At 58.8% G+C, this 24,157-nt stretch carries 19 protein-coding genes and 1 tRNA gene; 17 read left to right on the top strand and 3 right to left on the bottom strand.

The window, feature by feature from the left end:
• The first annotated feature begins 73 nt into the window (after positions 1 to 73).
• The 7 genes from apaG to ACX3YF_RS09995 all read left to right on the top strand — a co-directional run bounded on the left by apaG (position 74) and on the right by ACX3YF_RS09995 (position 8,245).
• A complete protein-coding gene (gene apaG / locus ACX3YF_RS10025; protein ID WP_130209582.1) occupies positions 74 to 454 on the top strand; it encodes a Co2+/Mg2+ efflux protein ApaG in 381 nt (126 codons plus the stop codon).
• On the top strand, positions 454 to 1,338 hold the full coding sequence (locus tag ACX3YF_RS10020; protein WP_130209584.1) for a symmetrical bis(5'-nucleosyl)-tetraphosphatase: 885 nt from the start codon (positions 454 to 456) through the stop codon (positions 1,336 to 1,338). The genes apaG and ACX3YF_RS10020 overlap by 1 nt, the downstream gene beginning before the upstream one ends.
• 33 nt (positions 1,339 to 1,371) lie before the next feature.
• Positions 1,372 to 1,701, top strand: coding sequence for a thiosulfate sulfurtransferase GlpE (gene glpE, locus ACX3YF_RS10015; RefSeq protein WP_030130002.1), 330 nt, complete (start codon positions 1,372 to 1,374; stop codon positions 1,699 to 1,701).
• Between the two features lie 296 nt (positions 1,702 to 1,997).
• On the top strand, positions 1,998 to 3,920 hold the full coding sequence (locus ACX3YF_RS10010) for a PrkA family serine protein kinase (RefSeq protein ID WP_047534149.1): 1,923 nt from the start codon (positions 1,998 to 2,000) through the stop codon (positions 3,918 to 3,920).
• 201 nt (positions 3,921 to 4,121) lie between these two features.
• On the top strand, positions 4,122 to 5,393 hold the full coding sequence (locus ACX3YF_RS10005) for a YeaH/YhbH family protein (protein WP_130209586.1): 1,272 nt from the start codon (positions 4,122 to 4,124) through the stop codon (positions 5,391 to 5,393).
• Complete coding sequence (locus ACX3YF_RS10000) at positions 5,390 to 6,952, top strand: SpoVR family protein (RefSeq protein WP_047534154.1); 1,563 nt, start codon at positions 5,390 to 5,392, stop codon at positions 6,950 to 6,952. Before ACX3YF_RS10005 ends, ACX3YF_RS10000 begins: the two co-directional genes overlap by 4 nt.
• A 63-nt stretch (positions 6,953 to 7,015) precedes the next feature.
• The gene (locus ACX3YF_RS09995; protein ID WP_448647499.1) at positions 7,016 to 8,245 is read left to right on the top strand and encodes a multifunctional CCA addition/repair protein; all 1,230 of its coding nucleotides are present in this window, start codon (positions 7,016 to 7,018) and stop codon (positions 8,243 to 8,245) included.
• Positions 8,246 to 8,330: 85 nt separating this feature from the next.
• Here the strand turns inward: ACX3YF_RS09995 and folK are convergent, their stop codons facing one another.
• Both folK and folB read right to left on the bottom strand, forming a co-directional pair.
• The gene (gene folK, locus ACX3YF_RS09990) at positions 8,331 to 8,849 is read right to left on the bottom strand and encodes a 2-amino-4-hydroxy-6-hydroxymethyldihydropteridine diphosphokinase (protein ID WP_047534158.1); all 519 of its coding nucleotides are present in this window, start codon (positions 8,847 to 8,849) and stop codon (positions 8,331 to 8,333) included.
• A complete protein-coding gene (gene folB, locus ACX3YF_RS09985; protein WP_008051601.1) occupies positions 8,840 to 9,196 on the bottom strand; it encodes a dihydroneopterin aldolase in 357 nt (118 codons plus the stop codon). The genes folK and folB overlap by 10 nt, the downstream gene beginning before the upstream one ends.
• Before the next feature lie 74 nt (positions 9,197 to 9,270).
• Here folB and plsY point away from each other — a divergent pair, with 74 nt between their 5' ends.
• On the top strand, positions 9,271 to 9,840 hold the full coding sequence (gene plsY / locus ACX3YF_RS09980) for a glycerol-3-phosphate 1-O-acyltransferase PlsY (RefSeq protein ID WP_198132111.1): 570 nt from the start codon (positions 9,271 to 9,273) through the stop codon (positions 9,838 to 9,840).
• A gap of 23 nt (positions 9,841 to 9,863) precedes the next feature.
• On the opposite strand, the gene tsaD is transcribed toward plsY, so the two are convergent.
• Positions 9,864 to 10,889 (bottom strand): tRNA (adenosine(37)-N6)-threonylcarbamoyltransferase complex transferase subunit TsaD, encoded by a 1,026-nt coding sequence (tsaD, locus tag ACX3YF_RS09975; protein ID WP_458973701.1) that lies wholly within the window; start codon positions 10,887 to 10,889, stop codon positions 9,864 to 9,866.
• Between the two features lie 199 nt (positions 10,890 to 11,088).
• Here tsaD and rpsU point away from each other — a divergent pair, with 199 nt between their 5' ends.
• The 9 genes from rpsU (at position 11,089) to ACX3YF_RS09930 (ending at position 24,096) form a co-directional block, all read left to right on the top strand.
• Positions 11,089 to 11,304 (top strand): 30S ribosomal protein S21, encoded by a 216-nt coding sequence (gene rpsU / locus ACX3YF_RS09970; RefSeq protein WP_002551877.1) that lies wholly within the window; start codon positions 11,089 to 11,091, stop codon positions 11,302 to 11,304.
• 479 nt (positions 11,305 to 11,783) lie between these two features.
• Complete coding sequence (gene dnaG / locus ACX3YF_RS09965) at positions 11,784 to 13,763, top strand: DNA primase (protein ID WP_047534172.1); 1,980 nt, start codon at positions 11,784 to 11,786, stop codon at positions 13,761 to 13,763.
• A gap of 67 nt (positions 13,764 to 13,830) precedes the next feature.
• Positions 13,831 to 15,678, top strand: a complete 1,848-nt coding sequence (gene rpoD / locus ACX3YF_RS09960; protein ID WP_458973700.1) for an RNA polymerase sigma factor RpoD — start codon at positions 13,831 to 13,833, stop codon at positions 15,676 to 15,678.
• Positions 15,679 to 15,801: 123 nt separating this feature from the next.
• Entirely contained in the window at positions 15,802 to 19,548 is a 3,747-nt protein-coding gene (locus ACX3YF_RS09955) for a bifunctional diguanylate cyclase/phosphodiesterase (protein WP_458973699.1), read from the top strand.
• Between the two features lie 15 nt (positions 19,549 to 19,563).
• Positions 19,564 to 19,640: transfer RNA gene (locus ACX3YF_RS09950), tRNA-Ile, on the top strand.
• A 133-nt stretch (positions 19,641 to 19,773) separates the two neighbouring features.
• Positions 19,774 to 20,793 carry a tyrosine-type recombinase/integrase gene (locus ACX3YF_RS09945; RefSeq protein WP_458973698.1) on the top strand — a complete coding sequence of 340 codons (1,020 nt, stop codon included), beginning with the start codon at positions 19,774 to 19,776 and terminating at the stop codon, positions 20,791 to 20,793.
• Entirely contained in the window at positions 20,790 to 21,320 is a 531-nt protein-coding gene (locus ACX3YF_RS09940) for a hypothetical protein (protein WP_458973697.1), read from the top strand. The genes ACX3YF_RS09945 and ACX3YF_RS09940 overlap by 4 nt, the downstream gene beginning before the upstream one ends.
• 68 nt (positions 21,321 to 21,388) lie before the next feature.
• Positions 21,389 to 21,586, top strand: a complete 198-nt coding sequence (locus tag ACX3YF_RS09935; protein ID WP_103404105.1) for a hypothetical protein — start codon at positions 21,389 to 21,391, stop codon at positions 21,584 to 21,586.
• A gap of 35 nt (positions 21,587 to 21,621) precedes the next feature.
• A complete protein-coding gene (locus ACX3YF_RS09930; protein ID WP_458973696.1) occupies positions 21,622 to 24,096 on the top strand; it encodes a DNA primase family protein in 2,475 nt (824 codons plus the stop codon).
• Positions 24,097 to 24,157 lie beyond the last annotated feature (61 nt).

The raw sequence follows: 24,157 nt of genomic DNA, 5'->3' as shown, positions 1-24,157 counted from the left end.
TATCCGATACTTGGCCTAGACTGAATTGCATCAGCTACGCCCCGCGTCCCGCTTCGTTTTTAAGGCCTCTTGCATGTCCGATCCTCGTTACCAGGTCGACGTCAGCGTCGTCACCCGCTATCTGGCAGAACAATCGCAACCCGATCAAGACCGCTTTGCCTTCGCCTACACCATCACCGTGCAAAACAATGGCGAGCTACCCGCCAAACTGTTGTCACGGCACTGGGTGATCACCGACGGCGACGGGCGTGTCGAAGAGGTGCGCGGTGCCGGCGTGGTTGGTCAGCAACCGTTGATCGCGGCAGGCAAAAGCCACACCTACAGCAGCGGCACGGTCATGACGACTAAAGTCGGGACCATGCAAGGCAGCTATCAGATGATTGCCGACGACGGCAAGCAATTCGACGCCATCATCGCCCCGTTCCGTCTTGCGGTCCCCGGAGCCTTGCACTGATGGCGACATACGCTGTCGGTGATTTGCAAGGCTGCCTTGAGGCGCTGCAATGCCTGCTCAAAAAAGTCGCCTTCGACCCGGAAAAGGATCGCCTGTGGCTGGTGGGCGATCTGGTCAATCGCGGCCCGCAATCACTGGAAACCTTGCGCTTCCTCTATAGCATCCGCGAATCGCTGGTATGCGTACTCGGCAACCACGACCTGCATTTGCTGGCCGCCGGCCAGAACATCGAACGCCTGAAGAAAGCCGACACCCTGCGCGAAATCATTGAAGCGCCCGATAGTGCCGACTTGCTGGACTGGCTGCGCCAACAAAAACTCATGCACTACGACGAGCAACGCAACGTAGCGCTGGTGCATGCCGGCATTCCGCCGCAATGGTCGCTGCGCAAGGCCCTCAAATGCGCCGCCGAGGTCGAAACGGCCCTGCGCGACGACAACCTGTTCGCGCCCTATCTCGATGGCATGTACGGCAACGATCCGGCGAAATGGGACAGCGATCTCAAAGGCGTTACTCGCCTGCGGGTGATCACCAACTATTTCACGCGCATGCGCTTCTGCACTGCGGACGGCAAGCTTGACCTCAAGAGCAAGGAAGGCCTGGACACCGCACCACCGGGCTACAAACCCTGGTTCCAGCACAAGGACCGCAAGACCAAGGACCTGAAGATTATCTTCGGTCACTGGGCCGCGCTGGAAGGCAAGGTCCAGGAGCGGGGCATCTCGGCCCTCGACACCGGTTGCGTCTGGGGCGGCGCCCTGACCCTGATGAATGTCGACACTGGCGAACGCCTGTCCTGCAAGTGCGACGAGCATGGCCAGGCCGCCCTGCCGCCAGTCGCCTCACCCATTCCCGACACATCGCCAGCCAGCGCCCCGCGCTAGACTGCCTATTCAGCCGAGCCACAGGAGCCCGACATGAGCGAATTCAAACGTATCCCCCCTGAACAGGCCCAAGCCCTGCGCGAACAAGGCGCAGTGGTGGTCGACGTCCGCGACCCTGCAACTTTCGCGGCGCTGCACATCGCCGGTTCGAAGCATCTGGACAATCACTCCCTGCACGCCTTCATCCAGGGCGCCGACCTCGATGCCCCCACCGTGGTGGTTTGCTACCACGGCAATTCCAGCCAAGGCGCAGCCGCCTACCTGATCAGCCAGGGCTTCTCCGACGTCTACAGCATGGATGGCGGATTTGAGCTGTGGCGTACGACGTATCCTTCAGAAACGGCGCAAGGCACCTCCGAATAATTTTTTTGTAACACGCAAGCCCCGGCTCCCGCGGGCTAGCGCGGTGGCAGACGAACGGTCTGCCACACATAATTACGCATCTCCCCTTTACCTCCCGAATAAGCAACTATCCTTAAGCGCAGGCCATCCAAAACAGGGGAGAGCCGGTACACCGGCGCGCGGGTCATCGGGAGTAGCTTTCGGAGTCGTCAGCTTCGAGAGAGTTCTGGGGGGTAAACAGCGACTGCCTGTTCGGTTGCTGCCAGCATCGACTGAGTGATCCGGCGTCGGCTCCACGTATCGAGCGAGGTGACGTCATGAGTATCTTTAGCCACTTCCAACAACGTTTCGAGTCCACACGCCAGGAAGAACTCACGCTGCAAGAGTATCTTGAGCTGTGCAAAAAGGACCGCAGCGCCTACGCTTCCGCCGCCGAGCGTCTGCTCCTGGCCATCGGCGAACCGGAACTGCTCGACACTTCGACCAATTCGAGGCTGTCGCGAATCTTCTCCAACAAGGTGATCCGTCGCTATCCGGCCTTTGAAGACTTCCACGGGATGGAAGAATGCATCGACCAGATCGTGTCGTATTTCCGCCATGCCGCTCAGGGCCTGGAAGAGAAGAAACAAATCCTCTATCTGCTCGGCCCTGTTGGTGGCGGTAAATCGTCCCTGGCCGAGAAGCTGAAACAACTGATCGAGAAAGTGCCCTTCTACGCCATCAAGGGCTCGCCGGTTTTCGAATCCCCCCTGGGTCTGTTCAACGCCACTGAAGATGGCGCGATCCTCGAGGAAGACTTCGGCATTCCACGGCGCTACCTCAATACCATCATGTCGCCGTGGGCCACCAAACGCCTGGCCGAATTCGGCGGCGATATCAGCCAGTTCCGCGTGGTGAAACTCTACCCGTCGATCCTCAACCAGATCGCCGTGGCCAAAACCGAGCCGGGAGATGAAAACAACCAGGACATCTCGGCACTGGTGGGCAAGGTCGATATCCGCAAACTGGAAGAATTTCCGCAAAACGACGCCGACGCCTACAGCTACTCGGGCGCACTGTGCCGGGCCAACCAGGGCTTGATGGAGTTCGTCGAAATGTTCAAGGCACCGATCAAGGTGCTGCACCCATTGCTGACGGCGACCCAGGAAGGTAACTACAACAGTACCGAAGGTCTTGGCGCGATTCCGTTTACCGGGATCCTGCTGGCCCACTCCAACGAATCGGAATGGCACACCTTCCGCAACAACAAGAACAACGAAGCGTTCATCGACCGGATCTACATCGTCAAAGTGCCGTACTGCCTGCGGGTCAGTGACGAAGTGAAGATCTACGACAAGCTGCTGTTCAACAGCTCGCTGGCCAAGGCCCATTGCGCACCCGATACCTTGAAGATGCTCGCCCAGTTCACTGTGCTGTCTCGGCTCAAGGAGCCGGAGAACTCCAACATCTACTCCAAAATGCGCGTGTACGACGGCGAAAACCTCAAGGACACGGATCCGAAGGCCAAGTCGATCCAGGAATACCGCGACAATGCCGGCGTCGATGAAGGCATGAACGGTCTGTCGACCCGATTCGCGTTCAAGATCCTGTCGAAGGTCTTCAACTTCGACCCGCACGAAATCGCCGCCAACCCGGTGCACTTGCTCTACGTGCTGGAACAACAGATCGAACAGGAACAATTCCAGGCGGAAACCCGCGAACGCTACCTGCGCTTCCTCAAGGAGTACCTGGCGCCGCGCTACATCGAATTCATCGGCAAGGAGATCCAGACCGCTTACCTCGAGTCTTACAGCGAGTACGGCCAGAACATCTTCGACCGCTACGTGCTGTACGCCGACTTCTGGATTCAGGATCAGGAATACCGCGATCCGGAAACCGGCGAAATCCTCAACCGCGTGGCACTCAACGAGGAGCTGGAGAAAATCGAAAAACCGGCCGGCATCAGCAATCCGAAGGATTTCCGCAACGAAATCGTCAACTTCGTACTGCGTGCCCGGGCCAACAACAACGGCAAGAACCCAACCTGGCTCAGCTACGAAAAACTGCGGGTGGTCATCGAGAAGAAAATGTTCTCCAACACCGAGGACCTGCTGCCGGTCATCAGCTTCAATGCCAAGGCCAGCAAAGAGGACCAGCAGAAGCACAACGACTTCGTCACACGGATGGTCGAGCGGGGCTACACCGACAAACAGGTACGACTGCTGTCCGAGTGGTATCTGCGGGTCAGAAAATCACAATAACCCGCTGCCGGTCAGACCGGTTGTCGTCAGCCCGAGGCCTGTTTACGCATTTTCTGTTACACAGGCCTCTGGAAGGTGTTCGAAAGGCAGTAGCGCGGTTCAGGCAGTATCCACAGCGCTTGGGGGAGCGTGTACATCCCTTGGCACTCGGTGTGCTGCTTGAATGCTCGCCCCTTTGAGGACAGCTTCTAAGGAGCAGTCATGAGCTATGTGATCGACCGACGTCTCAATGGCAAGAACAAGAGCACGGTGAACCGTCAGCGGTTTCTGCGGCGTTACCGTGACCACATCAAGAAGGCTGTCGAAGAGGCGGTCAGCCGGCGCTCCATTACCGATATGGAACACGGCGAGCAAATCAGCATCCCCGGCCGCGATATCGATGAGCCGGTGCTTCACCATGGTCGAGGTGGCAAACAGACGGTCGTGCACCCCGGCAACAAGGAGTTCACCAGCGGCGAACACATTGCGCGCCCACCGGGAGGTGGCGGCGGTCGAGGCCCTGGCAAGGCCGGCAACTCGGGTGAAGGGATGGACGAGTTCGTCTTCCAGATCACCCAGGAGGAATTCCTCGAATTCATGTTCGAGGATCTCGAGCTACCGAACCTGGTCAAGCGCAACCTGACCGGCACCGACACGTTCAAAACCGTTCGCGCGGGCATCAGTAACGAGGGCAACCCGGCGCGGATCAACATCATCCGCACCCTGCGCTCGGCTCATGCGCGGCGAATTGCGCTATCCGGCAGCAGCCGGGCGAAACTGCGCGAAGCAAAAGAGGAACTTCTGCGACTCAAGCAAGAAGAACCGGACAATTTCGGCGATATTCAGAAAATCGAAGCGGAAATTGAAAAACTCAGCGCGCGCATCCATCGCGTTCCTTTTCTCGACACCTTCGACCTCAAATACAACCTGCTGATCAAGCAGCCCAATCCCAGTTCGAAGGCCGTGATGTTTTGCCTGATGGACGTGTCCGGCTCCATGACTCAGGCGACCAAGGACATCGCCAAGCGCTTCTTCATCCTGCTGTACCTGTTCCTCAAGCGTAATTACGACAAGATTGACGTCGTGTTCATCCGCCACCACACCAGCGCCCGCGAAGTGGACGAAGAGGAGTTTTTCTACTCCCGCGAAACCGGCGGGACCATCGTGTCCAGCGCCTTGAAACTGATGCAGGAGATCATGGCCGAACGCTATCCGAGCAACGAGTGGAACATCTACGCCGCCCAAGCCTCCGACGGTGACAACTGGAACGACGACTCGCCGATTTGCCGCGACATCCTGATCAACCAGATCATGCCGTTCGTGCAGTACTACACTTACGTTGAGATCACCCCACGCGAACATCAGGCCCTGTGGTTCGAGTATGAGCGCATCGCCGAAGCGTTCTCCGACACTTTTGCCCAGCAACAACTGGTCTCGGCCGGGGATATCTATCCGGTCTTCCGTGAACTCTTCCAGCGCAGGTTAGTGACATGACCGCCAAAGAGCAGAAGCGCCAACCCATTTCCACCGGCTCGGAATGGACGTTCGAGCTGATCCAGGCCTACGACAAAGAAATCAGTCGTCTTGCGGCTCGCTATGCGCTCGACACTTACCCCAACCAGATCGAAGTGATCACCGCAGAACAGATGATGGACGCCTACGCCTCCGTCGGCATGCCCCTGGGCTATCACCACTGGTCCTACGGCAAACACTTCCTCAGCACTGAAAAATCCTACAGCCGCGGCCAGATGGGACTGGCCTACGAGATCGTGATCAACTCGGACCCGTGCATCGCCTACCTGATGGAAGAAAACACCATCTGCATGCAGGCACTGGTCGTTGCGCACGCCTGTTATGGGCACAACAGCTTTTTCAAGGGCAATTACCTGTTTCGCACCTGGACAGACGCCAGTTCGATCATCGATTACCTGGTGTTCGCCAAGCAGTACATCATGCAATGCGAAGAACGCCACGGCATCGACGCGGTCGAGGACCTGCTCGATTCCTGCCACGCCCTGATGAACTATGGCGTCGACCGCTACAAACGGCCTTATCCGATCTCCGCCGAAGAAGAGCGCCGTCGGCAGAAGGACAGGGAAGAACACATGCAGAAACAGATCAATGATCTGTGGCGCACCATTCCCAAAGGCGCGGACAAATACAGCGACAAGGACAACGCACGCTTCCCCGCCGAACCTCAGGAAAACATCCTGTACTTCATCGAAAAACACGCGCCACTGTTGGAACCGTGGCAGCGGGAAATCGTACGGATCGTGCGAAAAATCGCCCAGTACTTCTATCCACAGCGTCAGACTCAGGTGATGAACGAGGGCTGGGCCACGTTCTGGCACTACACCTTGATGAACGACCTGTACGACGAAGGCCTGGTCACTGATGGCTTCATGATGGAGTTCCTGACGTCCCATACCAGCGTGATCTATCAACCGGGCTTCGATAGCCCGTACTACAGCGGGATCAACCCCTATACCCTGGGATTTGCCATGTACCGCGATATCCGGCGCATGTGCGAAGAACCAACGGAAGAGGATTACCGCTGGTTCCCGGACATTGCAGGCACTGACTGGCTGGCAGCCATCAAGTTCGCCATGAGCAGCTTCAAGGACGAGAGTTTCATCCTGCAGTACCTGTCACCCAAGGTTATCCGCGACCTGAAACTGTTCAGCATTCTCGATGACGACCAGAAGGACGACCTGCTGGTCCCGGCCATCCATGATGAAGGCGGCTATCGAATCATCCGTGAAACCCTGGCCGCTCAATACAACCTGGGCAACCGCGAACCCAACGTACAGATCTACAGCATCGACCGGCGCGGCGACCGCTCGCTGACCCTGCGCCACCAGCAACACGATCGCAAACCGCTGGGAGATTCCACTGAGGAGGTGCTCAAGCACTTGCACCGCCTCTGGGGCTTCGACATTCACCTGGAAACCTTGCAAGGCGATCAGGTGATGAAAACCCATCACGTTCCACCCAGAAACGAACATGGCGAGGGTGATTACGGCCGACTGGACCTGGCCGTCGTTCATCTTTGATCCAGTTTTGACCTCCGAAAGCCCGACGCAAAGGTTATCCTGTCGAGCTAACGGAGGTTTTTTATGCGTATTTATAAAGTCGGCGGTGCCGTTCGTGATCGCCTGCTGGGCAAACCGGTCACCGATATCGACTGGGTCGTGGTGGGCGCCACCACCGAAGACATGCTCGCCAAGGGCTTTCGCCCGGTAGGCGCGGATTTCCCGGTGTTTCTTCACCCCAAAAGCGGAGAGGAATACGCCCTCGCCCGCACCGAACGCAAAAGCGGACGCGGCTACGGCGGCTTCACCTTTCACGCCAGCCCCGAAGTGACCCTCGAAGAAGACCTGATCCGTCGCGACCTGACCATCAACGCCATGGCCGAAGACGATCAACAAAACCTGACCGACCCGTACCATGGCCAACGCGACCTGGAAGCGCGCCTGCTTCGCCACGTTTCCCCCGCGTTTGCCGAAGATCCGCTCAGGGTTCTGCGCGTTGCGCGCTTCGCAGCCCGTTACGCAGCGCTTGGCTTCACCGTCGCTCCGGAGACGCTGGATCTGATGCGTCAACTCAGCGAATCAGGTGAACTGCAAGCGCTGACCGCGGAACGCATCTGGAAAGAAATCTCCCGTGCCCTGATGGAAGACCAGCCACAGGTGTTCATTGAAGTACTGCGGGCCTGCGGCGCTCTCAAAGAACTGATGCCAGAAGTCGATGCCTTGTTCGGCGTGCCGCAACCACAAGCCCATCATCCGGAAATCGACACGGGCGCGCATACCCTAAGCGTGCTGGAACAAGCCGCGCGCCACAAGCAACCACTCACCGTACGCTGGGCGTGCCTGCTGCATGACCTGGGCAAAGGCCTGACGCCGGAGGAAGAATGGCCTCGACACATTGCCCACGAGTTCAAGGGACTGAAGCTGATCAAAGCGGTCAACGAACGCTTCAAGGCACCGAGGGACTGCCAGGAATTGGCGTTGCTGGTGGGCGAATATCACACCCACGGCCATCGCGCCCTGGAGCTGAAGCCATCGACGCTGTTGGAGTTGCTGCAAAGCTTCGACGTTTACCGTCGACCACAGCGGTTCGAGGAGTTCATCGCGGCATGTGAGATGGATGCGCGCGGGCGCAAAGGACTGGAAGAGCGAAGTTACCCACAGGCGGATTATCTGCGCGGGGCAGCAACTGCGGCGCGCAGTGTTGCGGTGCAGCCATTGCTGGAGAAGGGGTTCAAGGGGCCCGAACTGGGTGAGGCGATCAAGCGTGAAAGGCTCAAGGCGTTGAAGGCCTACAAAGAGACTGCGTCGTCCTGACTGACGCCATCGCGGGCAAGCCCGCTCCCACAGGGATTGCATCGTACCTGTGGGAGCGGGCTTGCCCGCGATGGCGTCATGAATGTCACAACAAATCTGAAGGCGTCAGTTGAATGCCGCGCCACTCAAAAGCCACGGGGGCCAACACCTGATCAATCTGCGATTCAGCCCACAACGTGGCGAAACTCTTGCCGACGCCCGGGTGAACTCGATCCGGCGCGATCAACGACAACGGCCACAGCACGAAGGCGTTTTTCAGAATCTCTGCTCGCGGCAACACCAAACCATCGAAGTTGCCCACCAGATCACCGAACAGCAGCACATCGATGTCCAGCGGCAAACCCTTGCGGTCTGGCGCGTAACGGCCATTGTCCGCCTCAATGAATTTAAGCCGGCGATCCAGTTCAATCAGTGGCAGATCGGTAAAGGCCGACACCACAAAATTGAAAAACGGCCCGCTCTTGATCCCCACCGGCTGGCTTTCGAAAACCGCCGAGCAACGAATATCCACCAGAAAACCCGCCAACGCTTCCAGGCCGGCCTGCAAATGGGCTTCACGCTCGATATTGCTACCGAGCCCGAGATACACCTGAGTCAGCGACATCCGCGCTCGATCTCCACACCCACACCACCGGTAGCGGCAGGCACTGCACCAGGCTTGGTCAGCTTCAGACGCATCCAGGTGATCTTGAATTCGCTCATCAGCACTTCAACCAGACGCTCGGCGAAGGTTTCCACCAACTGGAATTGCGCCTGCTCGGCAAAGGCCTGGATGCGTGACGAAACGCTCGCATAATCGAGCGCCAGCGTCAGGTCATCACCAGCGGCTGCCGGACGATTATCCCAGGCGAAACTCAGATCAAGACGCAAGCACTGTCGGATGCCTCGCTCCCAGTCGTAGGCACCGATGACGGTGTCGACTTCCAGGCCCTCGATAAACACTCTGTCCAAGCACTTTTCTCCGCTACACGACAAGGGCGCAATGCGCCGTTAGAATCAGGGCGTCCTCGCCCGGAATAGTTAGCATGTTTTGGTTATTGGCGATCCTCGCCTACCTGCTCGGCTCTCTGTCCTTCGCCATTTTGCTCAGCCGCCTGACCGGAAACCCCGATCCGCGAATGAGTGGCTCGGGCAATGCCGGCGCCACCAATATGTTGCGCCTGGCCGGCAAAAAACTCGCCGTCCTGACGTTGCTCGGTGACCTCTGCAAAGGCCTGCTGCCTGTGCTGATCGCCGGTTTTGCCGGACTTTCCCTGCATGATCAGGCCTGGATCGGCGTCTGCGCCGTCATCGGCCACCTGTTCCCGCTGTACTTTCGCTTTCGCGGTGGCAAGGGTGTCGCCACCGCTGCCGGCATGTTGCTGGGCCTGTACCCGCCTGCGGCCTTACTGGCGGTCTGTGCCTGGCTGCTGACGTTCTACCTGACCCGCACCAGCTCGTTGGCTGCCTTGATCGCCACCCCACTGACCCTGCCATTGCTGGCCTGGCAAGAGCCGGCGGCACTGCTGCCCATGAGCGCGCTCACGGGGATGATCGTCTGGCGTCATCGCGGCAATCTACGCGACCTGTTGGCCGGGCGCGAACGGCATTTTTAAATGCCGCCCGGCAGCACCACTCATCACAGCGCCGACAACTGCTCCATCGGCCAACGCGCCTGGACACTGATCGCCAGGCTTTCCCGCTGACCGGCCTGCAAACGCTGGCAACCGGCAAAAGCGATCATTGCACCGTTATCGGTACAGAACTGTGGACGGGCATAAAAAACATCGCCCTTCATGTCGCCGAGCATTTTTTCCAGGGACGTGCGCAACGCCTTGTTGGCGCTGACCCCGCCAGCGATCACCAGACGCTTCATGCCTGCCGCCTTCAAGGCACGCTTGCACTTGATGGTCAAAGTCTCCACCACGGCCTGCTGGAACGCCAGCGAGATGTCGCAACGGGCTTGCTCGCTGTCGTCCCCGGCGCTCACACACTGCTGCCAGGTGTTCAGGGCAAAGGTTTTCAGGCCACTGAAGCTGAAATCGAGGCCAGGTCGGTCACACATCGGACGCGGGAAGACGAAACGTCCTGCAAGCCCTTGCTCCGCCAGTCGAGCGATTTCCGGGCCGCCCGGATAGTTGAGGCCCATCATCTTCGCGGTCTTGTCGAACGCTTCGCCTGCGGCGTCATCCAGGGTTTCGCCCAAAAGCGTGTATTGACCGATCCCGTCGACTTGAACCAGTTGCGTATGACCACCTGAAACCAACAAAGCGACGAACGGAAATTCCGGCGGTTGCGACTCCAGCATCGGCGCCAGCAAATGGCCTTCCATGTGATGAACACCAAGGGCCGGAATGCCCCAGGCGAAGGCCAGCGCCTGAGCACAGGAAGCGCCGACCAGCAGCGCCCCTACCAGGCCAGGACCGGCGGTGTAGGCGATCGCATCGATCTCGGTCGGCACGCAGTCGGCTTCGGCCAACACCTGACGAATCAAGGGCAGCATGCGTTTGACGTGGTCACGCGAGGCCAGCTCCGGCACCACGCCACCATAGGCACGATGCAGGTCGATCTGGCTGAACAGCGCATCGGCCAGCAGGCCGCGCTCACTGTCATACAATGCGACACCGGTTTCGTCGCAGGAGGTTTCTAATCCCAGTACTAGCATGGGTTTGCGCCTTGTTTAGGCTGAATTCGAAGGCGCGCATAATAGTCGCCGCGTGATGCCCCGACCAGCGGTTTTCGATCAGAGGCTTTGCATTCCGTGCGATGAGGGGTTAACATCCGCAACCCTTAAAAACCGACGTCTTCAAGTGCTCTTTTGCCGCGAGGATGTTGACCCCGGTAATGAATGAAGGTAGCTCTGGATGCCAGCCGTCAAAGTAAAAGAGAACGAACCCTTCGACGTAGCTCTGCGTCGTTTCAAGCGCTCCTGCGAAAAAGCCGGTGTACTGGCTGAAGTTCGTAGCCGCGAATTTTACGAGAAGCCAACTTCTGAGCGTAAGCGCAAAGCAGCAGCCGCTGTTAAGCGTCACGCCAAGAAAGTTCAGCGCGAACAGCGCCGCGCCGTTCGTCTGTACTAATACACAGACGATCGTAGCAAGCTTCTGCCAAGCCCGGCTCTTTGCCGGGCTAATGGCATTTGCGTAAAACGCTTGATGCTTCACCGTCGAAGCCGCAGACGCGACCGAGACAAATCTGCTTCATCGCGTCAGACCTGGCTCTTTTGCCAGCGGTGCACGTCTTTTCTGACGAGCCTTTCAAGGCTACTGACGAGCACACCCACTGATTCCTCTCACGACGATCAGCCCAAGGCACCTCACGCGTGCAAATGATGAGCTATCCGAGGCCCATGACTGGCCGCAGCCGGATTCAGCGCAACACTTTCAAAAAGTCGAATACTGATTGGCATTAACGTCAGGGGATTTTCGGCAGATACATTTCCCGATAGCGATTACGCAGACGACACCGGTCGAGCCGCCCATCTTGTGCGCCTCAAACAATGACCTTCGTTCGACTACCCTTCGTTTCGGACCCAATCAGCGCAGATGACGAGAACGCCATGGCCGGGCTAATTCCCCAGAGCTTCATTGACGACCTTCTGAACCGCACCGACATCGTCGATGTGGTCAGCTCGCGCCTGCAAATGAAAAAAGCCGGCAAGAACTACACCGCCTGCTGCCCGTTCCACAAAGAAAAAACCCCGTCATTCAGCGTCAGCCCCGACAAGCAGTTCTATTACTGCTTCGGCTGCGGCGCCGGCGGCAATGCCCTGGGCTTCATCATGGACCACGACAACCTGGATTTCGTCCAGGCTGTCGAAGATCTGGCCAAGGCGGCCGGCATGGAAGTTCCACGGGAAGAAAGCGGCCGCGCGCACAAGCCGCGCCAGCCGACTGATTCGCCGCTGTATCCGCTGCTCACCGCCGCTGCCGACTTTTACCGCCAGGCCCTGAAGAGCCACCCATCGCGCAAAGCTGCAGTGGACTACCTGAAAGGTCGCGGCCTGACCGGCGAAATCGCCCGCGACTTCGGCCTCGGCTTCGCGCCGCCTGGCTGGGACAACCTGTTCAAGCACTTGAGCAGCGACACCCTGCAGCAGAAAGCCATGATCGATGCCGGCCTGTTGATCGAGAACGCCGAAACCGGCAAACGCTATGATCGCTTCCGCGACCGCGTGATGTTCCCGATCCGCGACAGTCGCGGGCGCGTCATTGCCTTCGGCGGCCGGGTATTGGGCGACGATAAACCGAAATACCTGAACTCGCCGGAAACCCCGGTATTCCATAAAGGCCAGGAACTCTACGGCCTGTACGAAGCCCGCAAGAACAACCGCAACCTCGACGAAATCATCGTCGTCGAAGGCTACATGGACGTCATCGCCCTCGCCCAGCAAGGCCTGCGCAATGCTGTCGCCACCCTGGGTACCGCGACCAGCGAAGAACACCTGAAGCGACTGTTCCGTGTCGTGCCCAGCGTGCTGTTTTGCTTCGACGGCGACCAGGCGGGTCGCAACGCCGCGTGGCGTGCACTGGAAGCCACCCTGCCAAGCCTGCAGGATGGGCGACGGGCCCGCTTCCTGTTCCTGCCCGAAGGCGAAGACCCGGATACGCTGGTGCGCTCCGAGGGCACCGACGCTTTCCGCGCACGGATCAACCAGCACGCCCAGCCATTGGCAGATTATTTCTTTCAACAGCTGACGGAAGAATCGGACCCGCGCTCCCTCGAAGGCAAGGCCCACATGGCCACCCTCGCAGCGCCGCTGATCGACAAGGTGCCGGGAGCCAACCTGCGCATTCTGATGCGCCAGCGCCTGACCGAAATTACCGGCCTGAGCAGCGAAACGGTCAGCCAACTGGCGCAAAGCGCGCCACACGAGGCGCCGCCCGCCTATGACCCGGGTATCGATTACGACGCGATGCCTGATTACAGCGACTATCATCAGCCGCAATCGCAAGAAATGTATGTGCCGCAACAGGAATGGACACCGAAGAAGCCCGGTGCCGGCGGCAAGAAATGGGACAAAAAACCCTGGGACAAGAACGGCAAGCGTGGCGGCGATCGCGATCAACAGAGTGCCCCGCGCAAACCCATTGCCGTCGAAGCACCTACACTCATTGCGTTGCGTACGCTCATTCATCATCCGCAACTGGCTGGCAAAGTCGAAACCGCCAACCACTTCGCCAATGAAAGCAGCACTTATGGGCAATTGCTGGTAGCCCTCATCGAGGCTGTGCAAAAAAACCCTAAGCTAAACTCTATTCAGTTAATGGCTCGCTGGCACGGCACTGAACAGGGACGCTTGCTGAAGGCCCTGGCTGAAAAGGAATGGCTGATTGACGGCGACAACCTTGAACAACAGTTTTTAGACACCATTACTAGGTTATCAGCGGGTCAACACACCGATAGCCTGGAAGAACTCATCAGGAAAGCGAAGCAGCCAGGATTGACTGCCGAGGAAGCAAATCAGATCGCAAATCAGATGCGCGACCTATTAAAACGCAATATGGCTGTACCAAACCCGACCTCAACTGGCGCGTGAGGTCATAGCTCAGGTATAATCCTCGGCTTGTTTTTTGCCCGCCAAGACCTTCAGTGGATAGGGTGTTATGTCCGGAAAAGCGCAACAGCAGTCTCGTATCAAAGAGTTGATCACACTTGGTCGTGAGCAGGGCTACCTGACTTACGCGGAGGTCAACGACCACCTGCCGGAGGATATTTCAGATCCGGAACAGGTGGAAGACATCATCCGCATGATCAACGACATGGGGATCAACGTATTCGAGGTTGCGCCAGATAAGGATTCCCTTATGCTGGCCGACGCCGATACCGACGAAGCCGCGGCCGAAGAGGCAGCAGCAGCGCTGGCAGCGGTCGAGACCGACATTGGTCGCACTACCGACCCGGTGCGCATGTACATGCGCGAAATGGGTACTGTAGAGCTCCTCACACGTGAAGGCGAAATCGAAATCGCCAAACGTATTGAAGAGGGCATCCGTGAAGTGATGGGCGCAATCGCGCACTTCCCTGGCACGGTTGACCATATTCTCTCCGAGTACACCCGCGTCACCTCCGAAGGTGGTCGCCTGTCCGACGTCCTGAGCGGTTATATCGACCCGGACGACGGCATTGCGCCGCCTGCTGCCGAAGTGCCACCACCGATCGATCCGAAAGCCGTGAAAGCGGACGACGATTCCGACGATGATGACGCCGAAGCTTCGGACGACGAGGAAGAAGCCGAAAGCGGTCCGGATCCGATCATCGCTGCACAGCGCTTTGGCGCTGTTGCCGATCAGATGGAAATCACCCGCAAGGCCCTGAAAAAGCACGGTCGCCACAACAAGGCGGCGATTGCCGAACTGTTGGCCCTGGCCGACCTGTTCATGCCGATCAAACTGGTGCCGAAGCAATTCGAAGGCCTGGTGGAGCGTGTACGCAGTGCTCTGGATCGCCTGCGTCAGCAAGAGCGCGCAATCATGCAGCTCTGCGTTCGTGATGCGCGCATGCCGCGCGCCGATTTCCTGCGCCATTTCCCGGGCAACGAAGTCGACGAAAGCTGGTCCGACGCGCTGGCCAAAGGCAAAAGCAAATACGCTGAAGCCATTGGTCGCCTGCAGCCGGACATCATTCGCTGCCAGCAAAAGCTGACCGCGCTGGAAACCGAAACCGGTTTGACGATCGCCGAGATCAAGGACATCAACCGTCGCATGTCGATCGGTGAGGCCAAGGCCCGCCGCGCGAAGAAAGAGATGGTTGAAGCGAACTTGCGTCTGGTGATCTCCATCGCCAAGAAGTACACCAACCGTGGCCTGCAATTCCTCGACCTGATCCAGGAAGGCAACATCGGTTTGATGAAAGCGGTAGACAAGTTTGAATACCGCCGCGGCTACAAATTCTCGACTTATGCCACCTGGTGGATCCGTCAGGCGATCACTCGCTCGATCGCCGACCAGGCCCGCACCATCCGTATTCCGGTGCACATGATCGAGACGATCAACAAGCTCAACCGCATTTCCCGTCAGATGCTGCAGGAAATGGGTCGTGAACCGACCCCGGAAGAGCTGGGCGAACGCATGGAGATGCCTGAGGACAAGATCCGCAAGGTATTGAAGATCGCTAAAGAGCCGATCTCCATGGAAACCCCGATCGGTGATGACGAAGACTCCCATCTGGGTGACTTCATCGAAGACTCGACCATGCAGTCGCCAATCGATGTTGCCACCGTTGAGAGCCTTAAAGAAGCGACTCGCGAAGTACTCTCCGGCCTCACTGCCCGTGAAGCCAAGGTTCTGCGCATGCGCTTCGGTATCGACATGAATACCGACCACACCCTCGAGGAGGTTGGTAAACAGTTCGACGTGACCCGTGAACGGATTCGTCAGATCGAAGCCAAGGCGTTGCGCAAGCTGCGCCACCCGACGAGAAGCGAGCATCTGCGCTCCTTCCTCGACGAGTGATCAAAGAACCCCCGGCCCAGGCCGGGGGTTTTGCTTTCTACAGATTAAATCCCCCGCGCTACCCCTCCCGCCGATTTGCCCGTCTACACTCGAAGCATTCCCCCGAGCCATAACGAGACCGTTATGCCCAGACTGCCGACCGTGTTTTTTTTGCTGTCGCTGATGACCTGGACCGCAACGGCTGGCGCGCTGACTCTGACCGACGAAGAACGTAGCTGGCTTGTGGCCCACCCGGACCTGCGCCTGGGTGTCGATGCATCATGGCCGCCCTTTGAGTTTCGCGACGAACAGGGCCGCTATCAGGGCCTTGCGGCAGACTACATCGACCTGATCCGCCGGCGCCTGGCGGTTGAACTGACGCCTATCGAGCCGGTCAGCTGGACAGTCGTGCTGGAGCAAGCCAAACAAGGCAAGCTGGATCTCTTGCCAGGCATCATGTCGACCCCGGAACGCCAGAGTTACCTGTCATTCACCCGCCCCTATCTGGATTTCCCGATTGTCATCCTGGCCCATGTCGGAGGCCCCCAGCCACGCAAAATCGAGGACTTGTACGGGCTGAAAATTGCCGTGGTGGAAAACTACGCGCCCCACGAATTGTTACGCACCCACAACCCCGATTTGAATCTGGTGGCGATGCCCAACGTCAGCTCGGCCTTGCAGGCACTGGCCACCGACGAAGTGGACGCCGTGGTCGGCGACCTTGCCTCCAGCGTCTGGAGCCTGCGCCAGCTCAAGCTGGACGGCCTCTACGTCAGCGGCGAGACCCCCTATCGCTATCAATTGGCCATGGGCGTGCCCCGCAACAACAAAATGCTGGTCGGCATTCTGGACAAAGTTCTGGCAGACATGAGCCCGGCCGAAATCAGTTCCATTCAGGAACATTGGGTAGGCAACGTCCTCGATCATCGGACTTTCTGGTCCGATCTGCTGGTCTACGGCCTGCCGGGTTTACTGTTGTTGATGATCGTGCTGGCCGTGGTGATCCGGATCAACCGCCGCCTGAGCTCGGAGATCGCCCGCCGCGTCGATCTGGAACAGGAACTGCGCAGCAGCGAATACCATTACCGCGGGCTGGTGGAGAGCCTGTCGGCCATCGCCTGGGAAGCGCGGATGAGCGACTTCACCTACAGCTATGTGTCGCCGCATGCCGAAGCCTTGCTCGGCTATCCGCTGTCCCATTGGCTGATTCCCGGCTTCTGGCGCAACATCATTCACCCCGCCGACCTGACCCGCGCGCAGAACTTCTGTGATCACGAAGTGCTGGCCGGACGCGACCACAGCCTCGATTACCGGGTCATCACTGCTGACGGGCGCTGCCTGTGGGTGCGCGATATCGTCAGCCTGATCGAACATGGCCACGAACCGGTGATGCGCGGACTGATGATCGACATCAGCGAAGCCAAGCGCACCGAAGAAGCCCTGCGCCTGTCGGAGCAGAAATTTGCCTCGGTGTTCCAGCAATGCCCGGACATCCTGGTGATCGCACGCCTTTCCGACGGCTGCCTGCTGGAGGTCAACGAAGCGTTCGAAGAACAGATCGGCCTGCGGGCCGAGGACGTCATCGGCCAGACAGCCACCAACCTCAATATCTGGGGCATACCCGGCGTCGGGCCGGGATTGTTGCAGCGCTTGCAGGCCGGCAGCATCCGCAACCTGGAGATGCCCTTTCGTCGCAGCAATGGCCAGGTGTTTACCGGCCTGATCTCCGCCGAGCCCTTTGACCTCGATACGACCCCGGCGCTGGTGGTGGTCGTGCGTGATATCACCCAGCTCAAGGAAACCCAGCAACAACTGCAAACCTCCGAAGAGAAATTCGCCAAGGCGTTCCACGCCTCGCCGGACGGCTTGTTGCTGTCCCGGCAAAGCGACGGCCTGCTGATCGAGGTCAACGAGGGGTTCAGCCGCATTACCGGGTTCAACAGTGCGATGTCGGTGGACCGTTCGGCGCTGGATCTGGGGATCTGGGTCAACCTCAACGAGCGCAAGCAGATGCTCGACCTGCTGCACCGCGACGGCTTTGTCCGCGACTTCAGTTGCCATATTCGCCGCAGCGACGGCCAGATCCGCCTCTGCGAAGTGTCCAGCCGTCCGCTGCCGATTGGTGACGAAGACTGCATGCTGACCATCGCCCGGGACATCACCGAGCGCCACCTGATGCAGGAAAAACTGCAACAAGCGGCGACGGTATTCGAGAGCACTGCCGAAGGCGTATTGATCACCGATACCCAGCAGCACATCAGCGCCGTCAACCGCGCGTTTACCGAAATCACCGGTTACAGCGAGAGCGAAGCCCTGGGCCATACCCCGCGCCTGCTCGCCTCCGGCCTGCATGACAGCGCGTTCTATGCCGCCATGTGGCATCAATTGACCGCCGAAGGTCACTGGCAAGGCGAGATTTCCAACCGGCGCAAAAACGGCGAGCTCTACCCGAGCTGGCTGACCATCAGCGCCGTGCGCAACCGGGACAGGTTCATCACCCACTTCGTGGCCGTGTTCGCTGACATCTCCAGCCTCAAACACGCCCAGGCCAGACTCGATTACCAGGCCCACCACGACCCGCTCACCGGCCTGCCCAACCGCACGCTATTCGAAAGCCGCCTGCTGACCGCCCTCAATACCCAGAAGGAGAACGGCGGCCAGGGCGCGGTGCTATTCCTGGATCTGGACCGTTTCAAACACATCAACGACAGCCTCGGTCACCCGGTCGGCGACCTGCTACTCAAAGGCATTGCCGTGCGGCTCAAAGAGCAGCTGCGCGACATCGACACCGTGGCGCGCCTGGGCGGCGATGAGTTCATCATCCTGTTACCCGGCCTGCAGCAAGCCAGCGACGCCGACAACATCGCCACCAAACTGCTTAATTGCTTCACCGCTCCGTTTCAGGCCGGTGAGCATGAGTTTTTCATCAGCTCCAGCATCGGCACCAGCCTCTATCCACAGGACGGCGGCGATGTCGCCACGCTGATCAAGAACGCCGACGCGGCGATGTACCGCTCCAAAGCCAAGGGCCGCAACCGGGTCGAAAGCTACACCCGCGACCTCACCGCGCAGGCCAGTGAGCGAGTGGCACTGGAACATGAACTGCGTCGCGCCATCGAGCGCAACGAGCTGCAGCTCTACTACCAACCAAAAATCAGCCTCGACGACTATCGCCTGGTGGGTGCCGAAGCGCTGATTCGCTGGCGCCATCCGACCTTTGGCGACGTACCGCCGGAGCACTTTATCTCCCTGGCCGAAGAAAACGGCATGATCCTGCAGATCGGCGATTGGGTGCTCGAAACCGCCTGCCGGCAAATGCACGAATGGAACCTGACCTACGAAGGCCTCGGCCCGCTGTCCGTCAACCTGGCGGGCGCTCAGTTGCGCCAACCCAACCTGCTCGGCCGCATCGAACAACTACTCAAGGACAACCACCTCAAACCGGGTTTCCTGCAACTGGAAATCACCGAAAACTTCATCATGAGCCAGGCCGAGGAAGCGCTGGCGGTGCTGCATCAACTCAAGCATCTGGGCGTGCAACTGGCGATCGACGACTTCGGAACGGGCTACTCGTCACTGAGCTACCTCAAGCGCCTGCCTCTGGACATACTTAAAATCGACCAATCCTTCGTTCGCGGCCTGCCCGATGACCCGCACGACGCCGCCATCGTGCGCGCCATCATCGCCCTCGGCCGCAGCATGCAATTCACCGTGATTGCCGAAGGCGTGGAGACTCACGCGCAGCAGCAATTTCTGGCCGACGAAGGCTGCGAGCAGATCCAGGGCTACATCGTCAGCCTGCCCCTGCCCCCCGACGAATTTGCCGCGACGTTTCTTCGTTCAACCGTTTCAGACTTTTCGGATAGCACAGCCGCGAAACCGTCGCTATAATCCGCGGCCTACTGAGGGCCTATAGCTCAGTTGGTTAGAGCAGAGGACTCATAATCCTTTGGTCCACGGTTCAAGTCCGTGTGGGCCCACCAAAATTCTCATCAGCATCAAGGGTTTACCTGCGATGTCGCAACAACCGAAAGCGTGCAAGGTACGGGATGAGGTACGTCTACTTTTCCCTGCCGACCGACTAGCTTGGCCCCTACGGGCCTCGGGAGATCTGTCATGCACGCCACTTTCGTCAAAATCCAGCGCCAGTCCGGGGTACGCTACAAGGCTGTAATCCGCGACGGCGACAAGCTGATCAGCACTAAGACCTTCACTCGTAAGACCGATGCCACGACATGGGCCAATGCCCTGCTGCGTGATAGTCAACGCCTTGAAGCCCTTGGTAATCCCAAAGCCAAAATCAACCTCGCCAAACTGGCCGAGCTTTATATGGAAGCTTGGACGGGTCGTGATATCTCGCGCAAAGGTCGCGTCCAGTCGCTGGCCGATGCGCACGGCGAGTTACGTCTGCTCGACATCACCGAAAGCCTGATCAAGGCTGATCTCAAGTCTTATGCCAAGGGTCGCGCACCTGCCACTGTGAATCGGCGCAAAGCGGCTTGGTCGGCGCTGTTCAAGTTCGCCATCGACGAAGAATACGTCGGCGTCAACCCGGCAAAAGGCATCACCAGTAGGGAAGAAAACAACCAGCGGATTCGCTTCCTCGACGACGATGAACGCAAGGCACTGCTCGCTGCCTGCGATAATTCCGAGTGGCCGCTGCTGAAACTGTTGGTCATGCTGGCAATGACCACCGGCGCGCGCTTGGGAGAATTGCAGTCATTGCGCTGGGAAGGTATCGACCTGAAGAAACGCACTGCCACGCTCGCTATCACGAAGAACGGTGACCCTCGCGTTCTGGTGTTCCCGGCGCCTGCGATTGCTGCACTGATGTTGCACAGGAAGTCGAAGGGGCTGGTGTTCGGTCGTGCTGATGGTGAAAAACCCCTGTGCTTTCGCAAACACTGGAACAAAGCGCTAAAGGAAGCCGGTCTAGTCGCTTTCAGGTTTCACGACTTGCGGCATGATGCAGCAACCAGCTTGATCAACGCTGACACTGACCTCTACACAGTCGGCCAGATTCTCGGCCATCGCAGTCAGCAGTCCACTGCGCGTTACGCCCACCTCAGCATCAAGACCAAGCAAGCCGCCGCCGACAAGGCGATGGCTGAGGTTTTCGGGAGGATAAAAGAATGATCGATCTTCGCGAACGGGCCGAATGGTGGGGTGTAAAACCTGAGCCGTTGATCGAAGCGCTGACAGCCGCACAACAGGTGAGGCGCTACCGGGAGGGGCAGAAGCCGCTGATCGCCAGTACCGAGCCTGCCGACGCCAACCGTCGTCTCAGGCAAGCGCACAAGGCGATTGCTGCGCTGCCCTTGCGGGCCAGGGCACACCTGCACTGGGGGCTGGCCGAACGCATCGCCTACGGTCGCGGGCTCGATCCTGAGCAGGTTCGGAGGTTGATGCAGGATACCAATCTGGTGGAACTCATCCTCGACGCCTTGAGCGAGCCAGTCGAACCGGAAGAACCAGACCGGGAACTTCAGGGGCTGGCGCAAGCCTGGGAGCGTGCGGGCGGTGAGGTTGAGATTGACGACCGGTACGATGGCGACCTGATCGAGTACCTGACCATCGCTTACGAGCACCTGGGCGAAACCCTGACCCCTGATGCCATCCGTCTTCGTCTGGATCGCATTAGACGCGCCCCCCTCGATTCCTAGGGGTGAGCGTCGGGTGGGGAATTCCCCACGAATATTATTGAGACTCCAGCAAAATGGAGTCTCACACCATGACTACCCCTACCATCATTTCCCGCAAGCAATTGCTGGTCGAAGTGCCGGGCCTGAAGCCAGAAACCCTCGGCTATCTCTTGCGCAATCGTGAAGCCAACGGCTTGGCCGAGTACGGCGCCGTGTTGCGTCCCGGTAAGGAATTTTTGTTCGACCTTGAAGCATTCATCGCCTTCCTGCGTAGTAAGAAGGCCTAACCCACGACTGCTACACCGCAACACGGGGGTTATGTATGAACGCGCAACTTGCACCTGATATTTTCCAAGGGCTGTCAGCTCTTCCCATCTGGATGCCGCACGCCAACAAAACACCAAATAACGGTTTAGGCAGGCTGTCTAAAAGCGTACCCGAACACTGGATGACGCGGGCCGAGGCGCAACAGCTGGTCGCTCAATACCAAGATAGCGAGATCCTCGATAACCGGCTGACCGGTGTCGGCATGGTTGTCGTCAACACCACTGTGATCGACGGCCAGCGCCTGATCATCATTGACGCGGATGGTATCGTCGGTGCTTACACGGGGGTGTACGAGGAAAAGGTTCTCGATCCTGTCGGCGCTGCCGACGCGCTCCCGGCATTCGCCCTGATGAACCAGATCCCCACCTATTGGGAGGCGTCACCCTCCGGCACCGGGTTACATGCCTATGCACTGGTGCCTGACGAATGGGCGGCCAAGTATGCCAACGCGGGCCACATAGCATTCCCTGGCTGCCACCACGTCGAGATCTACACGGGTGACGCGCCACAGTACGCCACCGTGACCGGCGTAGCCGTCAATGGGTTGCCTATCAGCCACCTCGACGATGACGCTCTGGCGCTGCTGGCAGGATTGTTGGAGCAAGCCAAGGAAGCCAAGACCCGCGCGGCCAATCTGGATCTTGGCGGTGGTACGCCCTTCGACTTGACGCGGGTTATCGGTCTGCTGCCGAAGCACCGGCAAATGATCAACGGCGAGATCCCCGTAGGCCAGCGCAGCCCGATTTTCCAAGGCCTGCTGATTGCCGTGATGAACGACCACGCTGGCTACACCCTGCCCGATATCAAGGCGTCGGTGCTGGATAACGAACATCTGCTGACCTATCTCAAAAAACATACTGACCCAGTGAAGTTCGCCGACTCCGAGATAAAAGGCGCCTGGGCCTTGAGCGTTCCCGGCAGGCTAGAAGCACTGACCGGCTTTAATAGCAATCGCAAGGTAGCCACCAACATGACCGACACCGATAGCGCTACCACACCCGAGAAACCAAAAACGAAAAAACCCGCTGGCGTAGCGCCGTTGGAAGCCAAGCACCTGATCACCGATCAGGCCAACGCGGTACGTCTGCAAAATGCGGTCGGCGGCGGCGTCATTCATGCTGCGGGTAAATGGCGCGTGTGGGATGGCGCGTACTGGCGGGAAGATGAACCCGCCGCGTTTCGGATGACCTGCACCCTGTCGGACATGATCGGCGCCGAAGCTACAGAATGGGAAAACAAGCCCTACGCCAGCGCCGAAGAAAAGACGAAAAACCAGGAGATTGCCAAGGCCTTGCGTAAGTGGGGTGCAAAATCCGAAATGCTGGACCGCTTGAATGCGGCCTTCAACCTATTGCGGCGGCTGGTGTCGGTGCCCGCCGATAATCTTGACTGTGATCTTTATGCGCTCAACGTGGCGAACGGCACTGTTGATTTGCGCACTGGTGAATTGCGTCCGCACAGCAAAGACGACTTGATTACCCGCTGCATCCCCATCGCCTATGACCCGAAAGCACGGGCGCCACTGTATGAGAAAACCCTGGCCGAGATTACCGGCGAGGTGGGCATGGCGCGTAAGCCACTCGCCGAGTTCCTGCAACGCTGGTTCGGTTATAGCGCCAACGGCGTGACCAGCGAGCAGAAATTCGCTGTACACCACGGCGACGGTGCCAATGGCAAGTCGCTGCTGTTCGATACCATCGGCAATGCGCTGGGTCCGTATGCGGGTACGGCTGCGCCAGGCTTGATGATGGCTGGGGGGCAAAACCGCCATCCAACGGAAGTCGCCGACCTGTTCGGCATGCGCCTAGTAGCGGCGCACGAATCCGGGGAAGGCGGCGCCCTGAACGAGGATCGAATCAAGCACGCAACCGGCAACGAAAAGATGAAGGCCCGAGGCATGCGCCAGGACTTCTTTGAGTTTTCACCGACCCATACTCTCAACCTGCTGACCAACCATAAACCGCAGATCCGGGGGCAGGACATGGGTATCTGGCGCCGGGTCATGCTGATTCCCTACGGTGTGACGTTCGGCACCGTTGCCGAGGTCGCGCAAGGTCTTGCCCATCACTTGCGCGATGACCGGCTTGGTGAGGCGTTGAAGGCGGAAGCCCCCGGCATCCTGACCTGGGTAGTGCGCGGCGCGGTGACGTGGTTCCAGACTGGGCTCAGGCCACCGGATGCCGTGATGATTGCCAGCGCCGAGTATCGCAGTGAGCAGGATCGCGTCGGTCAGTTTCTCAACGAGCGGGGTGAGCATTACGCCAAAGACTGGGAGCCGTGCGACCCACTGTTCAGGGACTACCAGACGTGGTGTAAGGATTGCGGCTACTTCCCTCTGGGGAAAAACAATTTTATTGCGGCAGTCGAAAAACGGCCCGGCATAAAAAAGGAAGTGCGGTTGATCGACTGGGGCAACACGAAAAAGCAGTACAGGTGCTTCTCAGGGTTAAAAACGGTTTTTGGAAGCTAAAGTATTTTGTTAGAAAGTTACCCCCCTTTTATATATCAACCTCACGAGAACTCAATTCTTA

It is taken from the genome of Pseudomonas fluorescens group sp. PF-69 (genome assembly GCF_054481235.1).
This window is presented reverse-complemented; position numbering and strand designations above follow the sequence as displayed.